This is a genomic window from Salinicola sp. 4072 (assembly GCF_036663415.1).
Classification (GTDB): domain Bacteria; phylum Pseudomonadota; class Gammaproteobacteria; order Pseudomonadales; family Halomonadaceae; genus Salinicola; species Salinicola salarius_A.
The window spans coordinates 439179-459732 of sequence record NZ_JAXOVV010000001.1; the positions used below are offsets into that span (position 1 = coordinate 439179).

Here is a 20554-nt window from a genome sequence, read left to right on the forward strand (position 1 = left end):
CACCGGAGACGCATGCCGCATGCTGCTGCATCACTATCGCTTTCCCCCAGACCCGACGCTATTCGATGCAACGGCCTTTCGCGAGGCGCTGGCGCGGGATCGTCAACCGATCCCGCTGTTCAAACAGGCACTCAGGACAATCCGGGAGCGCCTCGACGAGCGCTTCCGCGCCGGTGCCGACGTGCGCGATCTGGTCTACGGTCGCGCCTGGTGCCTGGACCGGTTGCTCGAAATTGCCTGGGAACGATTCGAGTGGCCGGACGATAACGTCGCGCTGCTCGCCGTCGGCGGTTACGGCCGTGGCGAGCTGCACCCCTACTCCGACATCGACCTGCTGTTGCTGCTGGGCACCGACGATGACACGCCGTATCGCGAGTCGCTGACCGGCTTCATTACCTTCCTCTGGGACATCGGCCTCGAGATCGGCCAGAGCGTACGCTCGCTCAACGACTGCGAACGCGAGGCCCGAGGCGACATCACCGTCATCACCAACCTCCTGGAAACCCGGACGCTGGCGGGGCCGGAAAGTCTGCGCGAGGCGATGCGGGAACGGCTGTCGACCCGGCACATGTGGTCCTCGGCCGCGTTTTTCGAGGGCAAGTGGCAGGAGCAGATTACCCGCCACTTCAAGCACAACAACTCCGAGTATCACCTCGAGCCCAACCTCAAGAGCGCGCCAGGCGGGCTGCGCGACATCCAGATGATCGGCTGGGTGGCCAAGCGCCATTTCGGGCCGCTGCGCTACGAGGACGTCGTCGCCCAAGGCTTCATGAACGACGCCGAACTGCGGATTCTGAGTCAGGGCCAGGCCTTTCTGTGGCAGGTGCGCTATGCACTGCACATGATCGCGGAACGCGCCGAAGACCGCCTGCTGTTCGATCATCAGCGCGCCCTGGCCAAGCTGTTCGGCTACGCCGACACGCCGCAGCGTCTCGCGGTCGAGCAGTTCATGAAGGCCTACTATCGCCATGTCACCGCGCTGGCCGGGCTCAACGACATGCTGCTGCAGCATTTTGACGAGGTGATTCTCCACGCGGGCGAGTCGCTCGAGGTCAAGCCGATCAACGCACGCTTCGAGATTCGAGGCGGCTACATCCAGCTGCGCCATCCCAACGTCTTTCTCCACCGCCCCGGCGCGTTGCTGGAGCTGTTCCTGGTGATGGCGCAGCATCCGGAAATCGAAGGCGTGCGCGCCGACACCATCCGCCAGATTCGCGATCACCGCCATCTGATCGATGACGCCTTCCGCGACGACCTGCGCCATCAGAGCCTGTTCATGGAGCTGTTACGCAGCGGCGGCGATGTGCCGACCCAGTTGACCCGCATGAACCGCTACGGGGTTCTGGGCAAGTACCTGCCCGAGTTCGGCGAAGCCGTCGGCCTGATGCAGCACGACCTGTTTCACATCTATACCGTCGACGCGCATACGCTGCGTCTCCTGAGCTTCCTTCAGCGCTTCCGTGACGAGCGGGACACCGATGAGTACACCGTCGCGATCGACGTGATTCAGAAGCTGCCCAAGCTCGAACTGTTGTGGATCGCCGGTCTCTACCACGATATCGGCAAGGGCCGCGGCGGCGATCACTCGGAGCTCGGCGCGGTCGATGCCGCCGAATTCTGCCGACGCCACGCGCTGTCGAACTGGGATACGCGCCTGGTCGCGTGGCTGGTGGAGCATCATCTGCTGATGTCGAAGACCGCACAGAAGCGCGATATCTCCGACCCGGACGTGATCCACGCCTTCGCCCGTACGGTGCGCGACGAAACCCATCTCGACTACCTCTACGTATTGACCGTCGCCGACATCAGCGCCACCAATCCCACGCTGTGGAACGGCTGGCGAGCATCGCTGATGCGCCAGCTCTACATCGAGACCCGTCGCGTGCTGCGCCGCGGGCTCGACAACACCGTCGATCGCCAGGGCTGGGCCAGCGAAACCCGCGAGGAAGCGTCGGGCCTGCTGCGGGCCGTCGGCGCCGATATCGCCCGTGTCACCGCACTCTGGCAAACCTTCGGCGAGGACTATTTCCTCCAGTACACGCCCAGCGAAATCGTCTGGCAGACCCAGGGCATTCTCGCCCATCGTGATGATCATCTGCCGTTGATCCTGGTCAGCGCGCCCAGCGAGGACATGACCGAGGGCGGCACCAAGCTGTTCATCCATACCCGCTCCGCCGATGACCTGTTCGCCGCCACGGCTGCTGCCATCGAGCAACTGGGCCTGTCGATTCACGATGCGCGCATCGCCACGTCCAGCGACGACTGGACGCTCAATACCTTCATCCTGCTGGATGACGACGACGAAGCCATTCGCGACCCGGGACGACTGGAAACGATCCGCCGTCATCTGGTCGAGGAGCTCGACGATCCGGACGACTATCCACAGATCGTCAGTCGCCATACCCCGCGACAGCTGAAGCATTTCCGGGTGCCGATCGAGGTCATCATCGAGCAGGACCCCGCCAATGCCCGTACGTCACTGGAGCTGATCGCCCCGGACCGCCCGGGGCTGCTGGCTCGCGTCGGACGCATCTTCATGGAGCAGGATATCGCCTTGTCGGCGGCCAAGATCGCCACTCTCGGCGAGCGCGTCGAGGACGTCTTCTTCATCACCGACAAGCGCGGCCAGCCGCTGACCGACCCGGAAGCCCAGGCGCGCCTGCGCGAGCGCCTGTACGAAGTGCTAGACGTATGAAGTGCCAGGCGTATGAAGCCCCGAGGCATGGCTCACGGGGCAGCCACCAACACCCTCAGTCGACCGGTGCAGGATCGGCGTTGGCTTTCAGCCACGCCTGCATCTGTTCTATTTCTGCCTGCTGGGCCTCGATGATCTTTTGAGCCAGTGCCCGCATCTCCGGGTCATTGCCATACTCCAGCTCGACCTGGGCCATCGCGACCGCCCCCTTGTGATGCGCCAGCATGCCGGTGGCAAAGTCGACATCGGGGTCGCCGGTATTCGCCTGCTCCATGTCATGCTGCATGATCGCCGCCGCCTCGCGATAGGCATTGCCGGCCTCGCTGAGGTCGGCATGGATATCCGAGCCGGAGTGGACCTGGTGGTCCCCACTACCGCCACCGGACTGGGCAAAACCCCCAACGGCGAAAACCAGCGAGCCAGCCGCCACGATACCGGCCATCCAGCGCTTTGAAGTCATCATTCGTTATCTCTCCCCAGGAAAAATGCGACATTAGCACCGAGGTGTAACTCACAGGTCAAGCGCGACCTGACGGTTCCGATTATCTCACCGCCCGGGCCGAGCCAGCCAAGTTTTCCCGATCTGGACCCCGCGGCAAACCGGCGCGGTTTGAGCCACCGTGCACGGACGCCTATAATCGTCCGCTTCTTCAGAGACGCTCGACGGCCCGCTGCATGACCATCACCGTTTACGGCATCAAGACCTGCGATACCTGCCGCAAGGCCCGGCGCCTGCTCGAGGAACAGGACATCGCCTATCGCTACCACGATCTGCGCGAGGACGGCCTCGAGCCACGGCAACTGGATGCCTTCCTGAGCCTGGCCGACTGGAAAACGCTGCTCAACACCCGGAGCACGACCTGGCGCCAGCTCGATGCCGCGGACAAGCAGCCGCTGGATGCCGAGCGGGCGCGGGAGCTGATGCTCGCCCATCCGACATTGATCAAGCGCCCGGTACTGCAAAGGACGAAGCCCGAAAGCGACGACACGCTGATCGTCGGTTTCGACCCTGTCCGCTATGCAGCGCTGGCTTCCTGAATGGGCCCGGCGCGCCTGATCCACGATCATCTCGACGACACCTTTCGACAACCATCATGAGGAACCTGCGATGCTGAGCTTCGCGCTAGGAATCGGCACCCAGAACAGTCAGGGCGACTGGCTCGAAGTCTACTACCCGGCTCCGTTGCACCAGCCCGACGCCAAGCTCGTCGCCGCTGCACGCCAGGCGCTGGGTGCTGACGAGGTCGAGGAAGTCGTCAGCTTCCTGCCGGAATACGCAGCCCCCCTTGCCAAGGCCCTGCGCGACGCTGGCGCCACCGATCAGGCCGATATCGCCGAGACCTTCGCCGACGCGCAGCGTCCGCTGGTCGCGGTCTTTCTGAGCGAGGATCATGCGCCGACCAGCGTGCCGGAGGTCTATCTCAAGCTGCACTTGCTCTCCCATCGCCTGATCAAGCCACACGGCACCAAGCTCGACGGCATGTTCGGCCTGCTCAAGAACATCGCCTGGACCAACGAAGGCGCCATCGATGTCGAAGAGTTGTCGGCACGTCGTCTCAAGGCCCGTCTCGCGGGACGTGCGCTCTCCGTGGACTGCGTCGACAAGTTCCCCAAGATGACCGATTACGTCGTGCCCAAGGGTATCCGGATCGGCGACACCGCCCGCGTGCGTCTCGGCGCCCACCTGGGCGAAGGCACCACGGTCATGCACGAAGGCTTCTGCAACTTCAATGCCGGCACCGAAGGTCCGGGCATGGTAGAAGGCCGAATCTCCGCCGGCGTCTTCGTCGGCAAGGGCTCGGATCTGGGCGCCGGCTGCTCGACCATGGGCACGCTCTCGGGCGGCGGCAACGTGGTGATCAAGATCGGCGAGAACTGCCTGATCGGCGCCAACGCCGGCCTCGGCATTCCCCTCGGCGATCGCTGCACCGTCGAAGCGGGCCTCTATGTCACCGCCGGCTCCAAGGTGACCGTGCTCGACGACAAGGGCGAGGCCGTCAAGACCGTCGCCGCCCGCGAACTCGCAGGCCAGGACGATCTTCTGTTCATTCGCCACTCGGTGACCGGGCGACTGGAGTGCCGCACCAACAAGAGTGCCGTGGCGCTCAACGAATCCCTGCACGCTCACAATTGATCCGGACCGACCGGCCGCCTGCCCTGGAGAACTGCATGCCTGACGCGTCACAGACGACCGCGCCTTCCGACACGCTGGCCCTGGCCCTGGAACTGCTCAGGCGGCCTTCGGTGACGCCGGACGACCATGGTTGCCAGGCATTGATGATCGAGCGGCTGGAGCGGATCGGTTTCCAGGTCGAGCGCATGTCGATCGGCGGCATCGACAACTTCTGGGCCACTCGGGGCCAGCACGGGCCGATGCTGGCCTTTGCCGGCCATACCGATGTCGTGCCCAGCGGCCCGGAGAGCGAATGGAAACATTCGCCCTTCGAGCCGCTGATCGATGAGACGGGCTTTCTCTGCGGCCGGGGGGCCGCCGACATGAAGGGCAGCCTGGCGTCGATGGTAACGGCAGTCGAGCGCTTCGTCGCCGCGTATCCGGATCACCACGGCAGGATCGGTTTCCTGATCACCGCCGACGAAGAGGGGCCAGCGGTCCACGGCACTCGCGCGGTCGTCGAACGGCTGCGCGAGCGCAATGAAGCGCTGGACTACTGCATTGTCGGCGAGCCCTCCTCCACCAGCCATCTCGGCGACGTGATCAAGAACGGGCGCCGCGGCTCGCTAGGCGGCGTGCTTCGCGTGCGCGGCATTCAGGGTCATGTGGCCTATCCGCACCTGGCCCGCAACCCGATCCATCAGGCGCTGCCGGCCCTGTCCGAGCTGGTGAACGAGTCCTGGGATGCCGGTAACGATTTCTTCCCGGCGACCAGCTTCCAGATCTCCAACCTGCATGCGGGAACCGGCGCCACCAATGTCGTTCCCGGCGAACTGGAAGTGACGTTCAACTTCCGCTATTCCAGCGAAGTGACGCATCTTCAGCTACGCGAACGGGTCGAGCGGAAGCTCTCCGCTCACGGACTCGACTACCAGATCGACTGGACGCTCAACGGCGAACCGTTCCTGACCGCAGCCGGCGAGTTGCTCGAGGCGACGCAGCACGCCTGCGAGAGCGTCACCGGACACCGGCCGACGCTCTCGACTTCGGGCGGCACGTCGGACGGTCGCTTCATTGCTACACTGGGCACACAGGTGATCGAGCTGGGCCCCGTCAATGCCACTATCCACCAGGTCAACGAACGCATCCGTGCCGACGACCTCGATACCCTGAGCCGCATCTACGAAGCGACACTCGAGCGGCTGTTCACCAGAGGAACCCATGGAGCGTTTTCCTGACATCGAAATCTATCTCGCCGTCGCTGATGTCGACGCCATCACCCGATGGCTCAGGGGCGCCCTGGGCGATGAGGAGATGACACTGGGCCGCGCCGGCAAGGGAATCTGGCGTGGCAGAGCATCGGGTGCCGAAGGCGGAATCGGCATCATGCTCGTCGAGCGAGCCGCTGACGGCTACGCCAGCCTGTGGTTCGACTGCGATGCCACTCCTTGGCCCAGGGATGCCGACTGCGCGCGTGACGCCGCTCGCGAACTGGGCTGCGAGGCACGCTGTTCTCTCGGCGGCTGGCAACCCGGCGACGATCCTGATCGCTTCTGGCAAGTCCTGCCGGATGGCAGCGAGAACATCATGGAGTGGCCGGACTCGGGCCGTTAATTACGCCCTGGCCGCCGAAACGCGGCCCATCTGACAGGAAGTCAATCGAATGGCGGAATCCAAAGCAGTCATCTATGCCGCCATGGGCGGCAACCTGCTCATCGCGGTGACCAAATTCGTGGCGGCCACCATCACCGGCAGCTCGGCGATGCTATCCGAAGGCATCCATTCGGTGGTGGATACCGGCAACCAGATTCTGCTGCTGCTGGGCATGAAACGCGCCAAACGGCCTCCGAGCCCCCAGTTCCCGTTCGGCCACGGCAAGGAAATCTACTTCTGGAGTTTCGTGGTCGCACTGCTGATCTTTGCGATCGGCTCCGGTGTCTCCCTGTACGAAGGGGTGATACATATCCTGCACCCCGAACCGATCGAGTCGCCGCTGGTCAACTATGTCGTGCTGGGCCTGGGCATTCTGTTCGAAGGTGCCTCCTGGGCCTTCGCGCTCAACGAGTTTCGCAAGACCAAGGGCAAATGGGGCTATGTGGAGGCCGTGCATCGCGGCAAGGATCCGTCGATGTTCGTGGTGATCTTCGAGGATTCGGCGGCGCTTCTGGGGCTGATGGTAGCCCTGGCCGGCGTGGCGCTGTCGCAGTGGACCGGCATTCTGCTGTTCGATGGCATCGCTTCGGTCATCATCGGTCTGCTGCTGGGCGGCACCGCGATCTGGCTGGCCAAGGAAACCAAGAGCCTGCTGATCGGCGAAAGCGCCAACCAGAATGTAGTCGAAAACATCCGGCAGCTGGCGGGGAGCGCCGATGGCGTCGAGGGCGTCAATGAAGTGCTGACCATGCACATGGGACCCAATTTCATTCTGGTCAATCTCAGCGTCCGCTTCGCTCGCGGCGCTACCGCAGAGCAGATCGAGCGAACCATCGCCAGGCTCGACCGGGAGATCAAACAGGCTCACGACAGCGTCAAGCGCGTGTTCGTCGAGGCCGAGGCCCGCGCCGGGGTCGACGAGATACCACCGGAATCCCACGCCGCCAGTTGAATCAGTGGCGAAAAAATACCCCTCGGAGGGCTTGCCTGCGAGGGGTATCGATCGTTCAGCTGTCGGCTCAGGTGATGACGGTCACGTCATCCGCCTGCAGCCCACGATCATTCTCGATCACGTGATAACGCACTTTCTGACCCTCGGCCAAGGTTCGATGCCCCTTGCCGCGAATCGCGCGAAAATGCACGAAGACATCTTCGCCATCGGCTCGGGTAATGAAACCGTAGCCTTTATTGACGTTGAACCATTTGACCTCGCCCAGCTCACGATCGTCGTTTTCGACATCGGCGAGCATGGCGGCGGTGGCCGTCTTCGGGGTCGCCGGCGCCAACAGCGCCATGGCCAGGGTGCCCAGCCACAGCACGATGAAGACGGCGATCACCGTGGCAGCGTACATGGCCGAGACGCCTTCCACGTTCAAGAACCAGGTCAGGTCGGTGGCCAATACGCTACTGATCAGCGTGATCAAGAGACCAATCAGTAATGGCGAGGGTATCGAGAGGAGTAGACTGATCAGCGTACAACGCAGAATTACCTTGCTATTCATGGATTCTCATATCTCTAGACGTCGGAACAAGGAAAACGCCCTGCTCTTGAATTCGGGCAGGGGCGGTTTTCTTACCTGATATCATTAACTTACTTTTATTAACCAACCTATTGTCACTAAAGGTGCCGTGAATGAAAGATGACACACAGCCTCGGAAGTCTAACACGGTAGAGCCGCCCTCGCGCACGTCCCTGGAAGCCCGGCTCGATGCCCTGGAGAGCCGTGTGGCGTTCCAGGACGATTGGCTGGAGACACTCGACAGGTTGGTCAGAGAGCAGGCAAGCGAGCTGGAAAAACTCACCCGTCTCAATCAGTTGATGCGTGAACGACTCAGCGAACAGCGCCAGGCAATCGACGACCTGGGCGGGGATACGCCACGGCCTGAAGACGAGCTGCCACCCCATTACTAAAGCCACGAGCCACGAGCCACGAGCCACGAGCCACGAGTCACGAGTCACGAAAATCAGGATGCAACGGCCCCTAAACGTAAAATGCCAGCGACGTATCCGTCCGTCGCTGGCATGTTTCGTTCGAAGATTTTGACCTTTCTTTCAGCCTATCTCTCTCAGGCACGCACTGCCGCTCTTCAAACTCCGAGCGCAGCCCGGCTTACAAATCGTCCAGGAACCGCTCCGCATCGAGCGCCGCCATGCAGCCGCTGCCCGCGGAAGTGATGGCCTGACGATAGACGTGATCCATGACATCACCCGCCGCGAATACGCCGGGGACGCTCGTCGCCGTGGCGTTACCTTCCAGCCCGGACTGAACGCGGATGTATCCGTTGGCCATATCGAGCTGGCCTTCGAAGATACCGGTATTCGGCGTATGGCCAATGGCGATGAACACACCCATGGCATCGAGCTGCCTGGTTTCGCCGCTCAGCGTGGAACGCAACCGGACACCGGTAACGCCGCTGCCGTCGCCCAGCACCTCGTCAAGGGTGTGATTCCACTCGATTGCCATGTTGCCGCTCTCGACCTTTTCGTGCAGACGATCCTGCAGGATCTTCTCGCCACGAAGGCTATCGCGCCGATGAACCAGCGTAACTTTCGAGGCGATATTGGAGAGATAGAGCGCTTCCTCCATCGCCGTATTGCCGCCGCCAACCACGACGACATGCTGGTTGCGGTAGAAGAAGCCATCGCAGGTAGCACAGGCGGAAACGCCCTGCCCCATGAACTGCTGCTCCGAAGGCAGCCCCAGATATCGGGCGCTGGCACCGGTGGCGATAATCAGCGCATCGCAGGTGTAGGTGCCGTTGTCCCCCTTGAGTGTGAACGGCTTCTCGCGCAGTTCGACCTCATTGATATGATCGAACAGCACTTCGGTCTGGAAACGCTCCGCATGCTTGCGCATGCGTTCCATCAGCTCGGGACCCTGGACACCTTCCTCGTCGCCCGGCCAGTTGTCGACGTCGGTGGTCGTGGTCAACTGCCCGCCGGCCTGCATGCCCGTGATCAGCAACGGCTTGAGATTCGCCCGCGCGGCGTAGACGGCGGCCGTGTAACCGGCTGGCCCGGAGCCCAGGATAATCAAACGTTCGTGGCGCGCGTCGCTCATGACTACCTCGATTCAATCAACGATTTGGTTGGCGTATATCGATACTCAACGTCCTGTGGCATGACTCCGCTATCGAGTCACGCCCGCAGCCGGGTCATGCCACAGGACACTGCAATCGGCGAAATGATACCAGAAACGACAAAGGCGGCCCGACGGGCCGCCTTCGATGATCACGCCGCTTACAGGTTGCCGGCGTGAGTGCCCAGGTACTTGGCCACGCCTTCGGCGGTGTCCTTCATACCTTCCTGGCCTTCTTCCCAGCCTGCCGGGCAGACTTCGCCGTGAGTCTGGTGATACTTGAGCGCCTTGACCATGCGCAGCATCTCGTCGACGTTACGGCCCAGCGGCAGGTTGTTGACGGTCTGGTGCTGGACGACACCATCTTCGTCAATCAGGAAAGAGGCGCGCAGTGCGACACCGGCTTCCGGGTGCTCGATGCCGTATGCCTGGCAGATCTCGTGCTTGACGTCGGCCACGACCGGGAAGCCGACTTCACCGATGCCGCCAGCGTCCGGAGACGTCTTGCGCCATGCGTGGTGCGTGTACTGCGAATCGATGGAAGCACCGATCACTTCGACGCCGAGTTCCTTGAACTTCGCCAGACGGTTGTCGTGGGCGATGATCTCGGACGGGCAGACGAAGGTGAAGTCCAGCGGCCAGAAGAACAGCACGCGCAGCTTGCCGTTGCTGTCGGACAGGCGGAAATCGTCCTTGATGGAACCGTCAGGCATCACGGCTGCCGTTTCGAAATCCGGGGCTTGGCGTCCTACGAGTACGCTCATGAGCTTCTCCTGAAGTGGGTTGTCGTGGGTTACGAATCTGGAACGACTAGACTAATGGCTAATCGCCCATACTCCAATTTAATTGCCGTAATAGATCGCATAGCAATTAACTATCAGGTCTTTACAGTATCTCTATCGAGGCCGCTCACACCACATCGTCGTCACTGGCCAGGGTGACGGTAGCCAACTCGCCTTCGTGCGTCGTTTCCACCACGACGTGAATCGGCTGGCAGCAGACGGCGCAATCTTCCCAGGTGTCGTAACCGCCCTCGCTCACATCCAGCAGTAGCGAAAAAGGCGCATCGCAATACGGGCAGTGAACCGGCCAGTCGATAACTCTCTCCTGCGACATGAGCAACCTCCCGAAACACAATGGGTAGCGTCTACAGGCTGCCAGGCAGGTAGCGCTGCAGAGTCTGTCGCCACGGACTACGCTGAAACTGGTGGCAACGACAGCCACTTTCAAGGCCGTACCGGACGATAGTCGCGAAGCCTCCGATTGAAAATGCGTGTTATCGTGCCCATGATTATTGTCGACAACCCGATTCGCCCGGCAAAGTCTGCGCAATGGCGCTTGCCGGGTCGCCGAATGACACCGTGCGATTTCGTTCGACATGGCGAAGCGGATTGGCAGTAACCGAGACAAGAGCGGTGTAAAGACACCCCATCGACAGGCGAGCGACGGTCAGAAAGCAGAAAGGCTGACGTATCGCCGTTAAGGAACCGGACAGGCTCGCTGGTGCCGAGTATCGGGCCCAGCCGCCGCCATGAGGAGGACCACCCTGATGTCTACAGACCCGAGTCATACGCTGGCGACGCTCGACGTCAAAGGCACGACCTTTCACTATTACAGCCTGCCCAAGGCGGCCGAGACGCTTGGCAACATCGACAAGCTGCCGATGACGCTCAAGGTGCTGCTGGAAAACCAGCTGCGCTATGCCGACGACCCCACCGTGGCGAAGGAAGACATCCAGGCATTGGCCGACTGGCTCAAGGAAGGCAAGTCGACTCGCGAGATCGGCTATCGCCCTGCGCGCGTACTGATGCAGGACTTCACCGGCGTGCCCGGGGTAGTCGATCTGGCCGCCATGCGTGACGCGGTCAAGAAGCTCGGTGCCAAGGCCGACCGCATCAACCCACTCTCGCCGGTCGACCTGGTCATCGACCACTCGGTGATGGTCGACCACTTCGGCGACGCCTCCGCATTCAAGGACAACGTCGCCATCGAGATGGAGCGCAACCGCGAGCGCTACGAATTCCTGCGCTGGGGCCAGAACGCCTTCGATAATTTCCGCGTCGTGCCGCCGGGTACCGGCATCTGCCACCAGGTCAACCTGGAATACCTCGGCAAGACGGTGTGGACCAAGGAAGTCGACGGCAAGACCTACGCTTTCCCGGACACGCTGGTCGGCACCGACTCCCACACCACCATGATCAACGGCCTGGGCATTCTCGGCTGGGGCGTCGGCGGTATCGAAGCCGAAGCGGCAATGCTCGGCCAACCCGTCTCGATGCTGATCCCGGAAGTGGTCGGCTTCAAGCTGACCGGCAAGCTCAACGAAGGCATCACCGCCACCGACCTGGTACTCACCGTCACCCAGATGCTGCGCAAGAAAGGCGTCGTGGGCAAATTCGTCGAATTCTACGGTGATGGCCTCGATGACCTGCCGCTGGCGGACCGCGCCACCATCGCCAACATGGCGCCCGAATACGGCGCGACCTGCGGCTTCTTCCCGGTCGACGACGAGACGCTCAACTACCTGCGCCTGACCGGCCGCGACGAAGACCAGATCGAACTGGTCAAGGCTTACACCCAGGCTCAGGGCCTGTGGCGCCAGCCGGGTGCCGAGCCGACTTTCACCGATGCGCTCCATCTCGACATGGGCGAGGTCGAAGCCTCTCTGGCCGGTCCCAAGCGCCCGCAGGATCGCGTCGCCCTCACCGACCTGAAAGCCACGTTCGAAAGCTTGATGAACGGCGACAATCCGGATGCTTCCAAGGAAGAGCAAGGCAAGTGGATGTCCGAAGGCGGCGATACCGCGGTGGGCGCCCCGCCTGCCGACGGCGAAGCCTACCGGACCGGCCACGACTATCGCACCGGCGACAGCCAGGAAGTCGAGTACGAGGGCGAGACGTTCTCTCTCAACCATGGCGCCGTGGTGATCGCCGCGATTACCTCCTGCACCAACACCTCCAACCCCAGCGTGATGATGGCGGCCGGCCTGCTGGCGCGCAAAGCCCATGAAAAGGGCCTGACCACCAAACCCTGGGTCAAGACTTCGCTCGCCCCCGGCTCCAAGGTGGTGACCGACTACCTGGCCGCCGGTGGCGTCCAGGATGATCTCGACGCGCTGGGCTTCAACCTGGTCGGCTACGGCTGCACGACCTGTATCGGCAACTCCGGCCCGCTGCCGGAACCCATCGAGAAAGCCGTCAACTCTGGCGATCTCACCGTTGCCTCGGTGCTCTCCGGCAACCGCAACTTTGAAGGCCGCGTCCATCCGCTGGTGAAGACCAACTGGCTCGCATCGCCACCCCTGGTGGTCGCCTATGCGCTGGCCGGCAACGTGCGCAAGGATCTCACCAAGGAACCGCTGGGCAAGGACCCGCAGGGTAACGATGTCTATCTGAAGGATGTCTGGCCCTCCCAGGCCGAGATCGCCGAGGCGGTCGAGAAGGTCAAGACCGAGATGTATCGCAAGGAGTACGCCGAAGTCTTCGACGGCGACGAGATCTGGCAGTCGATCGAGTTCCCCGAGAGCGAAGTCTACGCCTGGTCCAAGGACTCCACCTATATCCAGCACCCGCCGTTCTTCGAGGGCATGGAGAAGGAGCCGAAGCCGGTCGAAGACGTCAAGAACGCCCGCGTTCTGGCCAAGCTCGGCGATTCCGTCACCACCGACCATATCTCGCCGGCGGGTTCGATCAAGCCGGACAGTCCCGCAGGCAAGTATCTGCAGGAGCACGGCGTGGCGGTGAAGGATTTCAACTCCTATGGCTCGCGTCGCGGCAACCACGAAGTGATGATGCGTGGCACCTTCGCCAACGTGCGGATCCGCAACGAGATGCTGGAAAACGTCGAGGGCGGCTACACGCGCCACGTGCCCAGCGGCGAGCAGATGTCGATCTACGACGCGGCGATGAAGTACGCCGAGGACGATACGCCGCTGGTGGTGATCGCCGGCAAGGAGTACGGCACCGGCTCCTCACGTGACTGGGCGGCCAAGGGTACGCGTCTGCTTGGCGTGCGCGCCGTCATTACCGAGTCCTACGAACGTATCCACCGCTCCAACCTGATCGGCATGGGCGTGCTACCGCTGCAGTTCCCTGAAGGCGAGAGCCGCGAGACGCTGGGCCTGACCGGCGACGAAACCATCTCCATCGAGGGCCTGAAGGATCTCGCGCCGGGCAGCACGGTCAAGGTGACCATCGCGTCCGATAAGGGCGAGAAGAAAATCGACGCCCTGTGCCGCATCGATACCGCCAACGAGCTGGAGTACTACCGCCACGGCGGCATTCTCCACTACGTGCTGCGCAGCATGCTGTAAACCCGCCTCACGCGGTCAAGAAAGTAGCGAACGAAGCCCCACCGATCGGTGGGGCTTTTTCGTGCTCAGGCCAGGTAAGTTATTTTGTTTTTTGGCGCTGCGGTGCGTGTCTCGAGACGACACTGAACGGCCACGCCGAGCCGAACTTGCAGCAGGGTCCAAAAGAACGTGCCAGCCAGGGAGTAAGGCCTCGATGGAACGCCACGATCTTGCGGCTCGGCGCATCGATAACAGAGCGCGTGAGCAAGTCCGCTTCCAATAAAAAACACCCCGAAGGCTGAATTGGCATCCAGCTTTCGGGGTGCAGTTCATCGAAACGGGCTCGATGGCGACTTTCAAAGCGGCCGAGTTAGAACTCGCTCCATTCATCCGCCGTCGCAACAGGGCGAGAGCTCGTCTTTGGCTTGCGCGACGGGGCCGGTGGCAAAGAAGACTGCTGGGTGTCATTAACCAGGCTAGCCGTCGTGGCCGGGGTGGCAGAACCGTTGACCCGGAACGTGGCTATCAGCTCCGCCAAGTGCCTGGCCTGGCTCTCGAGCGAGGCAGCCGCGGCACTCGTCTGCTCGACGAGAGATGCGTTCTGCTGGGTCACTGAGTCCATTTGCGTCAGTGCCACATTGATCTGGTCGATACCACCATTTTGCTCACGCGTCGCGGTAGCGATTTCATTCATCAGTGCAGACACTTGGCGAATCGAATCCACGGTCTCGTTGATGGTCTGCCCGCTGCGCTCTGCCTGCTCAGCGCCGACTTCGATCTTGGACGTGGTGTCCTCGATCATGGTGCGGATCTCCTTGGCGGAATCAGCGCTCCGGCTGGCCAGCAACCGCACTTCGCTGGCGACCACCGCGAAGCCCCGCCCCTGCTCGCCGGCACGGGCCGCCTCTACGGAAGCATTCAGCGCCAGAATGTTGGTCTGGAACGTGATGGAATCGATGACGCCGATGATTTCCTGAATCTTACGGGAACTCGCCGCGATTTCACGCATGAGCTCCGCGGTGCGCTGGACTTCCTGCCCCCCTGTTTCGGCGGCCTGCGAGGCGCTGGAGGAGAGGCGATCGGCTTCAATGGCCGAATCGGTATTCTGGCGCACAGTGGACGCCATTTGCTCCATGCTCGAGGCCGTTTCCTGAAGCGCGGAGGCCTGCTCCTCGGTGCGCGTCGATAGGTTCTGACTGCCGCTGGCAATCTCGCCGGCACCGGTAAAGACGCTATCGCTACTGCTACGCAGGGACAGCACTAATTCGCGCAGCTTGACCTGCATGTTTTTCAGCGCACCGAACAGCTTGCCGATCTCGTTGGTTCCACGATTCTCGATCTCGGCTGTCAAGTCACCCTTGGCTATACGGTCAAAGTGATCGACGGCTTCCTGCAGAGGGTTCACGACGGTTCGAATCATCGCGATACGCACTAGCAGTGCGGCGACCAGCGCCAGGATGAGCAGCGCGATAGCCACGATTTCCACGATCAGGGACGACTGGGCATCATTTGCGATCAGCTCATCGCCACGTTCCTCGACATAGCCAACGAACGCACGGGACGCCTCGTCAAAAGCCGCGAACTTATCGTCGAGGCGTTGCTCTTCACGTCTGATCTCGTCCGGATCGCTGTTAGCCAGTAGTGGTTGCAACGTCTGCGGAACCAGCTCGGTATACGCGGCATTGATCGCATCGACATAGGGGTCGCGGCGGCTGTCTTCGCTCGTAGGGACCCGCTGGAACTCGGCGTAACGCTGCATCGCTCTATCCAGCCCATCCTGGGCCCGCTGCTGCATGGACAGGGCATCTTCGTCTTCTGCCTGCCGGCTGAGAGCAGCGGCTTTCTCTAGCATGATCCGTACGCTGAGCAGGTTGACCTGCGCGCGGTTCAGCGTATTGGTCTGCTCAATATTGATTTCTGATAGCTCATCTATCACGCCCGAGCTGATGCTGTTGGAGTAGAACCCTACTCCACTGATTGCTCCAATCATTGCCACCAGCACGGCTAGAGCCAGCGTCAAGCTTCTTCTGACTGATAGGTTCTTCATTTTCGCCTCGTCTCACCATGCATGCACGCAAGCGCCAATCGCATGCTTGAGTTATTCCTATCGGCATCAGTACTAGAAAAATAAGCCCCACCTCAAAATAATTCAGCATGCCTCGGATAGGCAGGCGCTGACTGCGCTCACACTGCCTACCACCTGCATTGCGCTGCTCGTCATGTCCGCTCCTTACAAAAACACCCCGAAGGCCGGACTGAATGTCCGACTTTCGGGGTGCAAACCCCCAGTGGCCTAACTTCTTGAGGGGTTCTACGTTATCAGATCGAGCGACGACGATACTGGCGGTAACGTGGATACCAGAAGTGCCCGTGGATCGCATCCCACAGGACTTCGTCGCTGGAGGAGAGCGCGACACCATCCGCCTGGGCCTGCTTGCCGACGGCGAAGGCGATCGCCTGGCTGATCTCGCGGATATCGCCCAGCGCCGGCAGCAGTGCGCCTTCGCCGGTCTTGACGATCGGCGCGCTATCGGCGAGCGCATTGGATGCCGCCATCAGCATATTGTCGGTGACGCGTGTCGCATTGGCAGCAATCACGCCGAGGCCGATGCCCGGGAAGATATAGGAGTTGTTGCACTGGGCGATGGGGATCGTGCGACCGTTGATCTCCACCGGCGGGAACGGACTGCCCGTCGCTACCATCGCCTGGCCGTCGGTCCATTCCAGCACGTCCTGCGGGACCGCCTCGACCTTGGAGGTGGGGTTGGAGAGCGGCATGACCAGAGGATTCTCGCAGTTGGTGTTGAGGGTCTTGATCACCTCTTCGGTGAACAGCCCGCGCTGGCCGGAGACGCCGATCAGGATCGTCGGCTTGACGTTGCGAATCACGTCGATCAACTGACGCGCAACGCCATCGAAGCCCAGCTCGGCAGGATCATGTGCCAGACGCTGCTGGAAACTGTGCAGCCCTGCCATGTCGGTGGTCAGCAGGCCGTCCTTGTCGACCATGAAGATCCGCTTGCGCGCTTCGGCTTCCGAGAGCCCTTCGCGGGTCATCGCGACCACGATCTGCTCGGCGATCCCGCAGCCGGCGGAGCCCGCGCCGGCAAAGGTGATCGTCTGCTCGCTGAGCTTGGCGTTCCTGGCCTTGCACGACGCCAGCAGCGTCGCCACGCAGACCGAGGCGGTGCCCTGGATATCATCGTTGAAGCAGCACAGCTCGTCGCGATAACGCTCCAGCAACGGCATGGCATTGGTCAGCGCGAAGTCCTCGAACTGCAGCAGCACGTTCGGCCAGCGGCGCTTGAGCGCCTCCATGAACAGCGTGATGAACTCCGCATATTCGTCCGGCGATACACGCTTGTGGCGCCAGCCCATGTACATCGGGTCATCGAGCAGCTTCTGATTGTTGGTCCCCACATCCAGCGTAATCGGCAGCGTATAGGCCGGGCTGATACCGCCACAGGCGGTGTAGAGCGACAGCTTGCCGATCGGAATGCCCATGCCGCCGATGCCCTGGTCGCCCAGGCCGAGGATGCGCTCGCCATCGGTCACGACGATCACCCGCACCTTGTCCTTTGTCGCGCTACGCAGGATGTCGTCCATGCGATGACGATCGGGATAGGAGATGAACAGGCCACGGTGGTTGCGATAGATGTTGGAAAACTCCTCGCACGCCTCCCCCACCGTCGGGGTGTAGATGATCGGCAGCATCTCTTCGAGATGTTCTTCCAGCAGGCGGAAGAACAGCGTCTCGTTGTCGTCCTGAATCGCCCGCAGATAGATGTGCTTGTCGAGGTTGTTCTGACATAGCGTGTACTGATGGTAGGCGCGCTCGAGCTGCTCTTCGATGCTCTCGACGTTCTGCGGCAACAGCCCCACCAGGTTGAACTCGATACGTTCTTCGTTGGTGAAGGCACTGCCCTTGTTGAGCAGCGGCGTTTCCAGCAGCGAAGGTCCAGCGTAAGGGATGTAAAGCGGGCGCTTGGCGTGATCGGACATGAATCGACTCTCGCGGTAACCAACGAATGAAACGCGCCTGTCGGACGGGCGAGCTCACCGGTCGTTGGTGCAGGCCCGATGGCGCATTGTCGTTATCGCCCATACGGCTGCCACGCAACCGTATGAACGCCGAGCCAGCTCGCGGCTGGTCAAGGGTCGACCAGTATGCCATCTGCCGCCGCCGATGGCATGTCCGCCAGGGAACCCCTGACCAAAAGACTACCCGCCAATGAAAAAGCCCCGCGCTGGCGGGGCTTTCGTCACGGCATCCGTGGACCGTCAGCAACTGGCCGCGACGGGCCTGGCCGGGCCGGGAAAGAACAGCGGGCGCAGCTTGACGCCGAACATGTTGCCGGCGAAAGCTGCCACCAGCCACAACCAGCCATGCAGGCTGCCGGACGCAATGCCGCTGAAGTAGGCGCCGATATTGCAGCCGAAGGCCAGGCGAGCACCGTAACCGAGGAATAGACCGCCGATCACCGCCGCCGCCACGGAACGCAGCGGAATGCGGAAATTGGGAGCAAAGCGGCCCGCCAGTGTCGCCGCCAACCCGGCGCCCAGAATGACGCCGACATTCATGACGGTAGTCACGTCGCTGAAGATACTGCTATCGAGAGACGCCGCACGCCCCGGATTCTGCCAGTATCCCCAGCCAGTGACGTCGCCGCCGACAGCCTGAAACACCTTGGCGCCCCACAGGGCGAACGCCGACGTGATTCCCCACGGGCGCCCGGCCAGCGACAGCGTCAGGAAGTTGAGCAACGCCAGGCCGATTGCCCCGGCCAGGATCGGCCACGGCCCGGTCAGCCAGCGTCCGGGCCCCGCGGATACCGACGGCGCCTGCTCCAGTTGGCCGTGACGCCGCTTCTCCATGGTGATGGTCAGCGCGGCAATGGCGGCAAACAGCACCAGGCTTGCAGTGATACCGCCCCCCGTACCGAAGAGATCGATCATCGAGGTCGGCTGGAAGGCCGGCAGACTCTGCCACCAGGCAAAATGCGCCGTGCCGATGACAGAACCGACGATGAAGAATAGCAGCGTGATGATCATCCGAGCGTTGCCGCCACCCACGGTGAACAGCGTTCCCGAGGCACAGCCACCGCCCAGTTGCATACCCACACCAAACAGAAAGGCGCCGACGATCACCGAAATACCGATCGGCGAGATGAACCCTTCGACTGGATGGCCAAACAACGTACCGGCTCCCAGCGCTGGAAAGAACAGCACCACGGCCAGCGCCAGCATCACCATCTGTGCTCTCAACCCACGGCCACGACGCTCGGTAATGAAGACCCGCCAGGCGGAAGTGAAGCCGAAGGATGCATGGTAGAGCACGATACCCAACGCGCCGCCAACCAGCATCAGCCAGCCCTGATTACCACCGTATGCCAGGCCAACGACCAGTGAACCCGCCACGAGCAATACCGCCGCGATCCACGCCTTGGGCGATAGCCGTCCAATCCCCGGAGGCGACGTACGCATTAGAGTCGTCATAAGCGAAGCCCCTTTTTAGACTAAAATCGAATGGGCAATACTTTAGTCTTTTAGTCGGGAATACGAAAACGACAAAAAAAGCTTTATCTAGACATGCTGGTTATATGAATGAAGGCAATCCATAGTCAAAAAAAGCCGGCCACTGAAGAATGGGCCGGCCTTGACCAATGGACGTCTGCTTACTGGAAACGTCCCAGTCCTACCGCGATCCGCAGCTTTTCCATTAACGCATTGGCTTCGGCTCTGGCACGCTCGGCGCCGTTCACCAGCACTTGCTCGATATAGCCTGGATCGTTCATCAAGGCCTCGTAGCGCTCCCGCGGTTCGCGCAGATGAGCATTCAAGTACTCGAAAACCTCGTTCTTGGCGTCGCCCCAACCGATGCCTTCCCCATAGCGCCGCCGCATGTCCAGGCTCTCTTCTTCCGTAGCGAAGGCAGAGTAGATCTGGAACAGCGTGCAGGTATCCGGATCCTTGGGTTCGCCCGGCTCCAGCGAGTTGGTCTTGATCTTGCGCACCAGCTTGAGCAGCTTCTTCTCGCTGGCGAACAGCGGGATGGTGTTGTCGTAACTCTTCGACATCTTGCGGCCGTCGAGACCACGCAGCACTTCGACCTTCTCGTCGACGATCGCCTCGGGCAGGGTGAAGTAATCGCCCTTGTAGATATGATTGAAGCGCCCCGCCATGTCGCGGGCCATCTCGATATGCTGAGTCTGGTCACGCCCCACCGGCACCTTGTGGGCGTTGAACATCAGAATATCGGCGGCCATCAGCACCGGATAGCCGAACAGTCCCATGGTGATGCCGCGATCGGCATCGCTCTGACCATCGGCCTCGTTGTCGGCCACCGCTGCCTTGTAGGCGTGTGCCCGGTTCATCAAGCCCTTGGCGCAGACGCAGGAGAGCAGCCAGGTCAGCTCGGGGATCTCGTGGATATCGGACTGGCGATAGAAGATCGCGTTGTCGGTATCCAGGCCCAGAGCCAGCCAGGTGGCGGCGATCTCTAGACGCGACTGCTGCACCCGCTGCGGATCCTGCGCCTTGATCAGCGCATGCAGGTCGGCAAGAAAGTAGTAGGACTGGACGTCGGGATTCTGGCTCTCGGCGATGGCCGGCTTGATCGCGCCGACATAGTTGCCCAGATGCGGCGTACCCGTGGTGGTGATACCGGTAAGAACGCGTCGCTTGCTCATGAACTCTTCGAATCGCTAGGGGAAAGTGGCAGT

At 61.8% G+C, this 20554-nt stretch carries 17 protein-coding genes; 8 read left to right on the plus strand and 9 right to left on the minus strand.

Annotation, left to right across the window (positions count from 1 at the left end; genetic code table 11):
- Nucleotides 1–19 precede the first annotated feature (19 nt).
- Nucleotides 20–2695, plus strand: a complete 2676-nt coding sequence (locus tag R3F72_RS01870; RefSeq protein ID WP_332778795.1) for a [protein-PII] uridylyltransferase — start codon at nt 20–22, stop codon at nt 2693–2695.
- A gap of 55 nt (nt 2696–2750) precedes the next feature.
- Here R3F72_RS01870 and copM read toward each other — a convergent pair whose 3' ends face one another.
- Nucleotides 2751–3158 (minus strand): CopM family metallochaperone, encoded by a 408-nt coding sequence (gene copM / locus R3F72_RS01875; protein ID WP_087717633.1) that lies wholly within the window; start codon nt 3156–3158, stop codon nt 2751–2753.
- 212 nt (nt 3159–3370) lie between these two features.
- On the opposite strand from copM, the gene R3F72_RS01880 reads away from it, so the two are divergent.
- The 5 genes from R3F72_RS01880 to R3F72_RS01900 all read left to right on the plus strand — a co-directional run bounded on the left by R3F72_RS01880 (nt 3371) and on the right by R3F72_RS01900 (nt 7413).
- Nucleotides 3371–3733, plus strand: a complete 363-nt coding sequence (locus tag R3F72_RS01880) for an ArsC family reductase (RefSeq protein WP_087717632.1) — start codon at nt 3371–3373, stop codon at nt 3731–3733.
- Nucleotides 3734–3803: 70 nt separating this feature from the next.
- Nucleotides 3804–4829: a 2,3,4,5-tetrahydropyridine-2,6-dicarboxylate N-succinyltransferase gene (gene dapD, locus R3F72_RS01885; protein ID WP_332778796.1), complete on the plus strand. Its 1026-nt coding sequence runs from the start codon at nt 3804–3806 to the stop codon at nt 4827–4829.
- 35 nt (nt 4830–4864) lie between these two features.
- Nucleotides 4865–6046 (plus strand): succinyl-diaminopimelate desuccinylase, encoded by a 1182-nt coding sequence (gene dapE, locus R3F72_RS01890; RefSeq protein ID WP_087717630.1) that lies wholly within the window; start codon nt 4865–4867, stop codon nt 6044–6046.
- Nucleotides 6030–6422 (plus strand): hypothetical protein, encoded by a 393-nt coding sequence (locus R3F72_RS01895; RefSeq protein ID WP_087717629.1) that lies wholly within the window; start codon nt 6030–6032, stop codon nt 6420–6422. The genes dapE and R3F72_RS01895 overlap by 17 nt, the downstream gene beginning before the upstream one ends.
- Before the next feature lie 49 nt (nt 6423–6471).
- Nucleotides 6472–7413 carry a cation diffusion facilitator family transporter gene (locus R3F72_RS01900; RefSeq protein ID WP_087717628.1) on the plus strand — a complete coding sequence of 314 codons (942 nt, stop codon included), beginning with the start codon at nt 6472–6474 and terminating at the stop codon, nt 7411–7413.
- Between the two features lie 67 nt (nt 7414–7480).
- Here R3F72_RS01900 and R3F72_RS01905 read toward each other — a convergent pair whose 3' ends face one another.
- Nucleotides 7481–7963: a cold-shock protein gene (locus tag R3F72_RS01905; RefSeq protein ID WP_087717627.1), complete on the minus strand. Its 483-nt coding sequence runs from the start codon at nt 7961–7963 to the stop codon at nt 7481–7483.
- A gap of 131 nt (nt 7964–8094) precedes the next feature.
- Between R3F72_RS01905 and R3F72_RS01910 the strand changes: the two genes are divergently transcribed.
- Complete coding sequence (locus R3F72_RS01910; protein WP_303853181.1) at nt 8095–8373, plus strand: SlyX family protein; 279 nt, start codon at nt 8095–8097, stop codon at nt 8371–8373.
- A 199-nt stretch (nt 8374–8572) separates the two neighbouring features.
- Here R3F72_RS01910 and trxB read toward each other — a convergent pair whose 3' ends face one another.
- The 3 genes from trxB to R3F72_RS01925 all read right to left on the minus strand — a co-directional run bounded on the left by trxB (nt 8573) and on the right by R3F72_RS01925 (nt 10657).
- Nucleotides 8573–9523, minus strand: coding sequence for a thioredoxin-disulfide reductase (gene trxB / locus R3F72_RS01915; protein ID WP_087717625.1), 951 nt, complete (start codon nt 9521–9523; stop codon nt 8573–8575).
- A gap of 179 nt (nt 9524–9702) precedes the next feature.
- A complete protein-coding gene (locus tag R3F72_RS01920; protein ID WP_087717624.1) occupies nt 9703–10305 on the minus strand; it encodes a peroxiredoxin in 603 nt (200 codons plus the stop codon).
- A 145-nt stretch (nt 10306–10450) separates the two neighbouring features.
- Nucleotides 10451–10657 (minus strand): CPXCG motif-containing cysteine-rich protein, encoded by a 207-nt coding sequence (locus R3F72_RS01925; protein WP_087717623.1) that lies wholly within the window; start codon nt 10655–10657, stop codon nt 10451–10453.
- A gap of 433 nt (nt 10658–11090) precedes the next feature.
- Here R3F72_RS01925 and acnA point away from each other — a divergent pair, with 433 nt between their 5' ends.
- The gene (gene acnA, locus R3F72_RS01930) at nt 11091–13853 is read left to right on the plus strand and encodes an aconitate hydratase AcnA (RefSeq protein ID WP_332778797.1); all 2763 of its coding nucleotides are present in this window, start codon (nt 11091–11093) and stop codon (nt 13851–13853) included.
- Between the two features lie 349 nt (nt 13854–14202).
- Here the strand turns inward: acnA and R3F72_RS01935 are convergent, their stop codons facing one another.
- The 4 genes from R3F72_RS01935 to R3F72_RS01950 form a co-directional block, all read right to left on the minus strand.
- Nucleotides 14203–15879: a methyl-accepting chemotaxis protein gene (locus R3F72_RS01935; RefSeq protein WP_332778798.1), complete on the minus strand. Its 1677-nt coding sequence runs from the start codon at nt 15877–15879 to the stop codon at nt 14203–14205.
- A 272-nt stretch (nt 15880–16151) separates the two neighbouring features.
- Nucleotides 16152–17834, minus strand: coding sequence for an NAD-dependent malic enzyme (locus tag R3F72_RS01940; RefSeq protein ID WP_087717621.1), 1683 nt, complete (start codon nt 17832–17834; stop codon nt 16152–16154).
- 279 nt (nt 17835–18113) lie between these two features.
- Nucleotides 18114–19316, minus strand: coding sequence for a YeeE/YedE family protein (locus R3F72_RS01945; RefSeq protein WP_087717620.1), 1203 nt, complete (start codon nt 19314–19316; stop codon nt 18114–18116).
- Between the two features lie 191 nt (nt 19317–19507).
- The gene (locus tag R3F72_RS01950; RefSeq protein WP_303853192.1) at nt 19508–20521 is read right to left on the minus strand and encodes a tryptophan--tRNA ligase; all 1014 of its coding nucleotides are present in this window, start codon (nt 20519–20521) and stop codon (nt 19508–19510) included.
- Between the last annotated feature and the right edge of the window lie 33 nt (nt 20522–20554).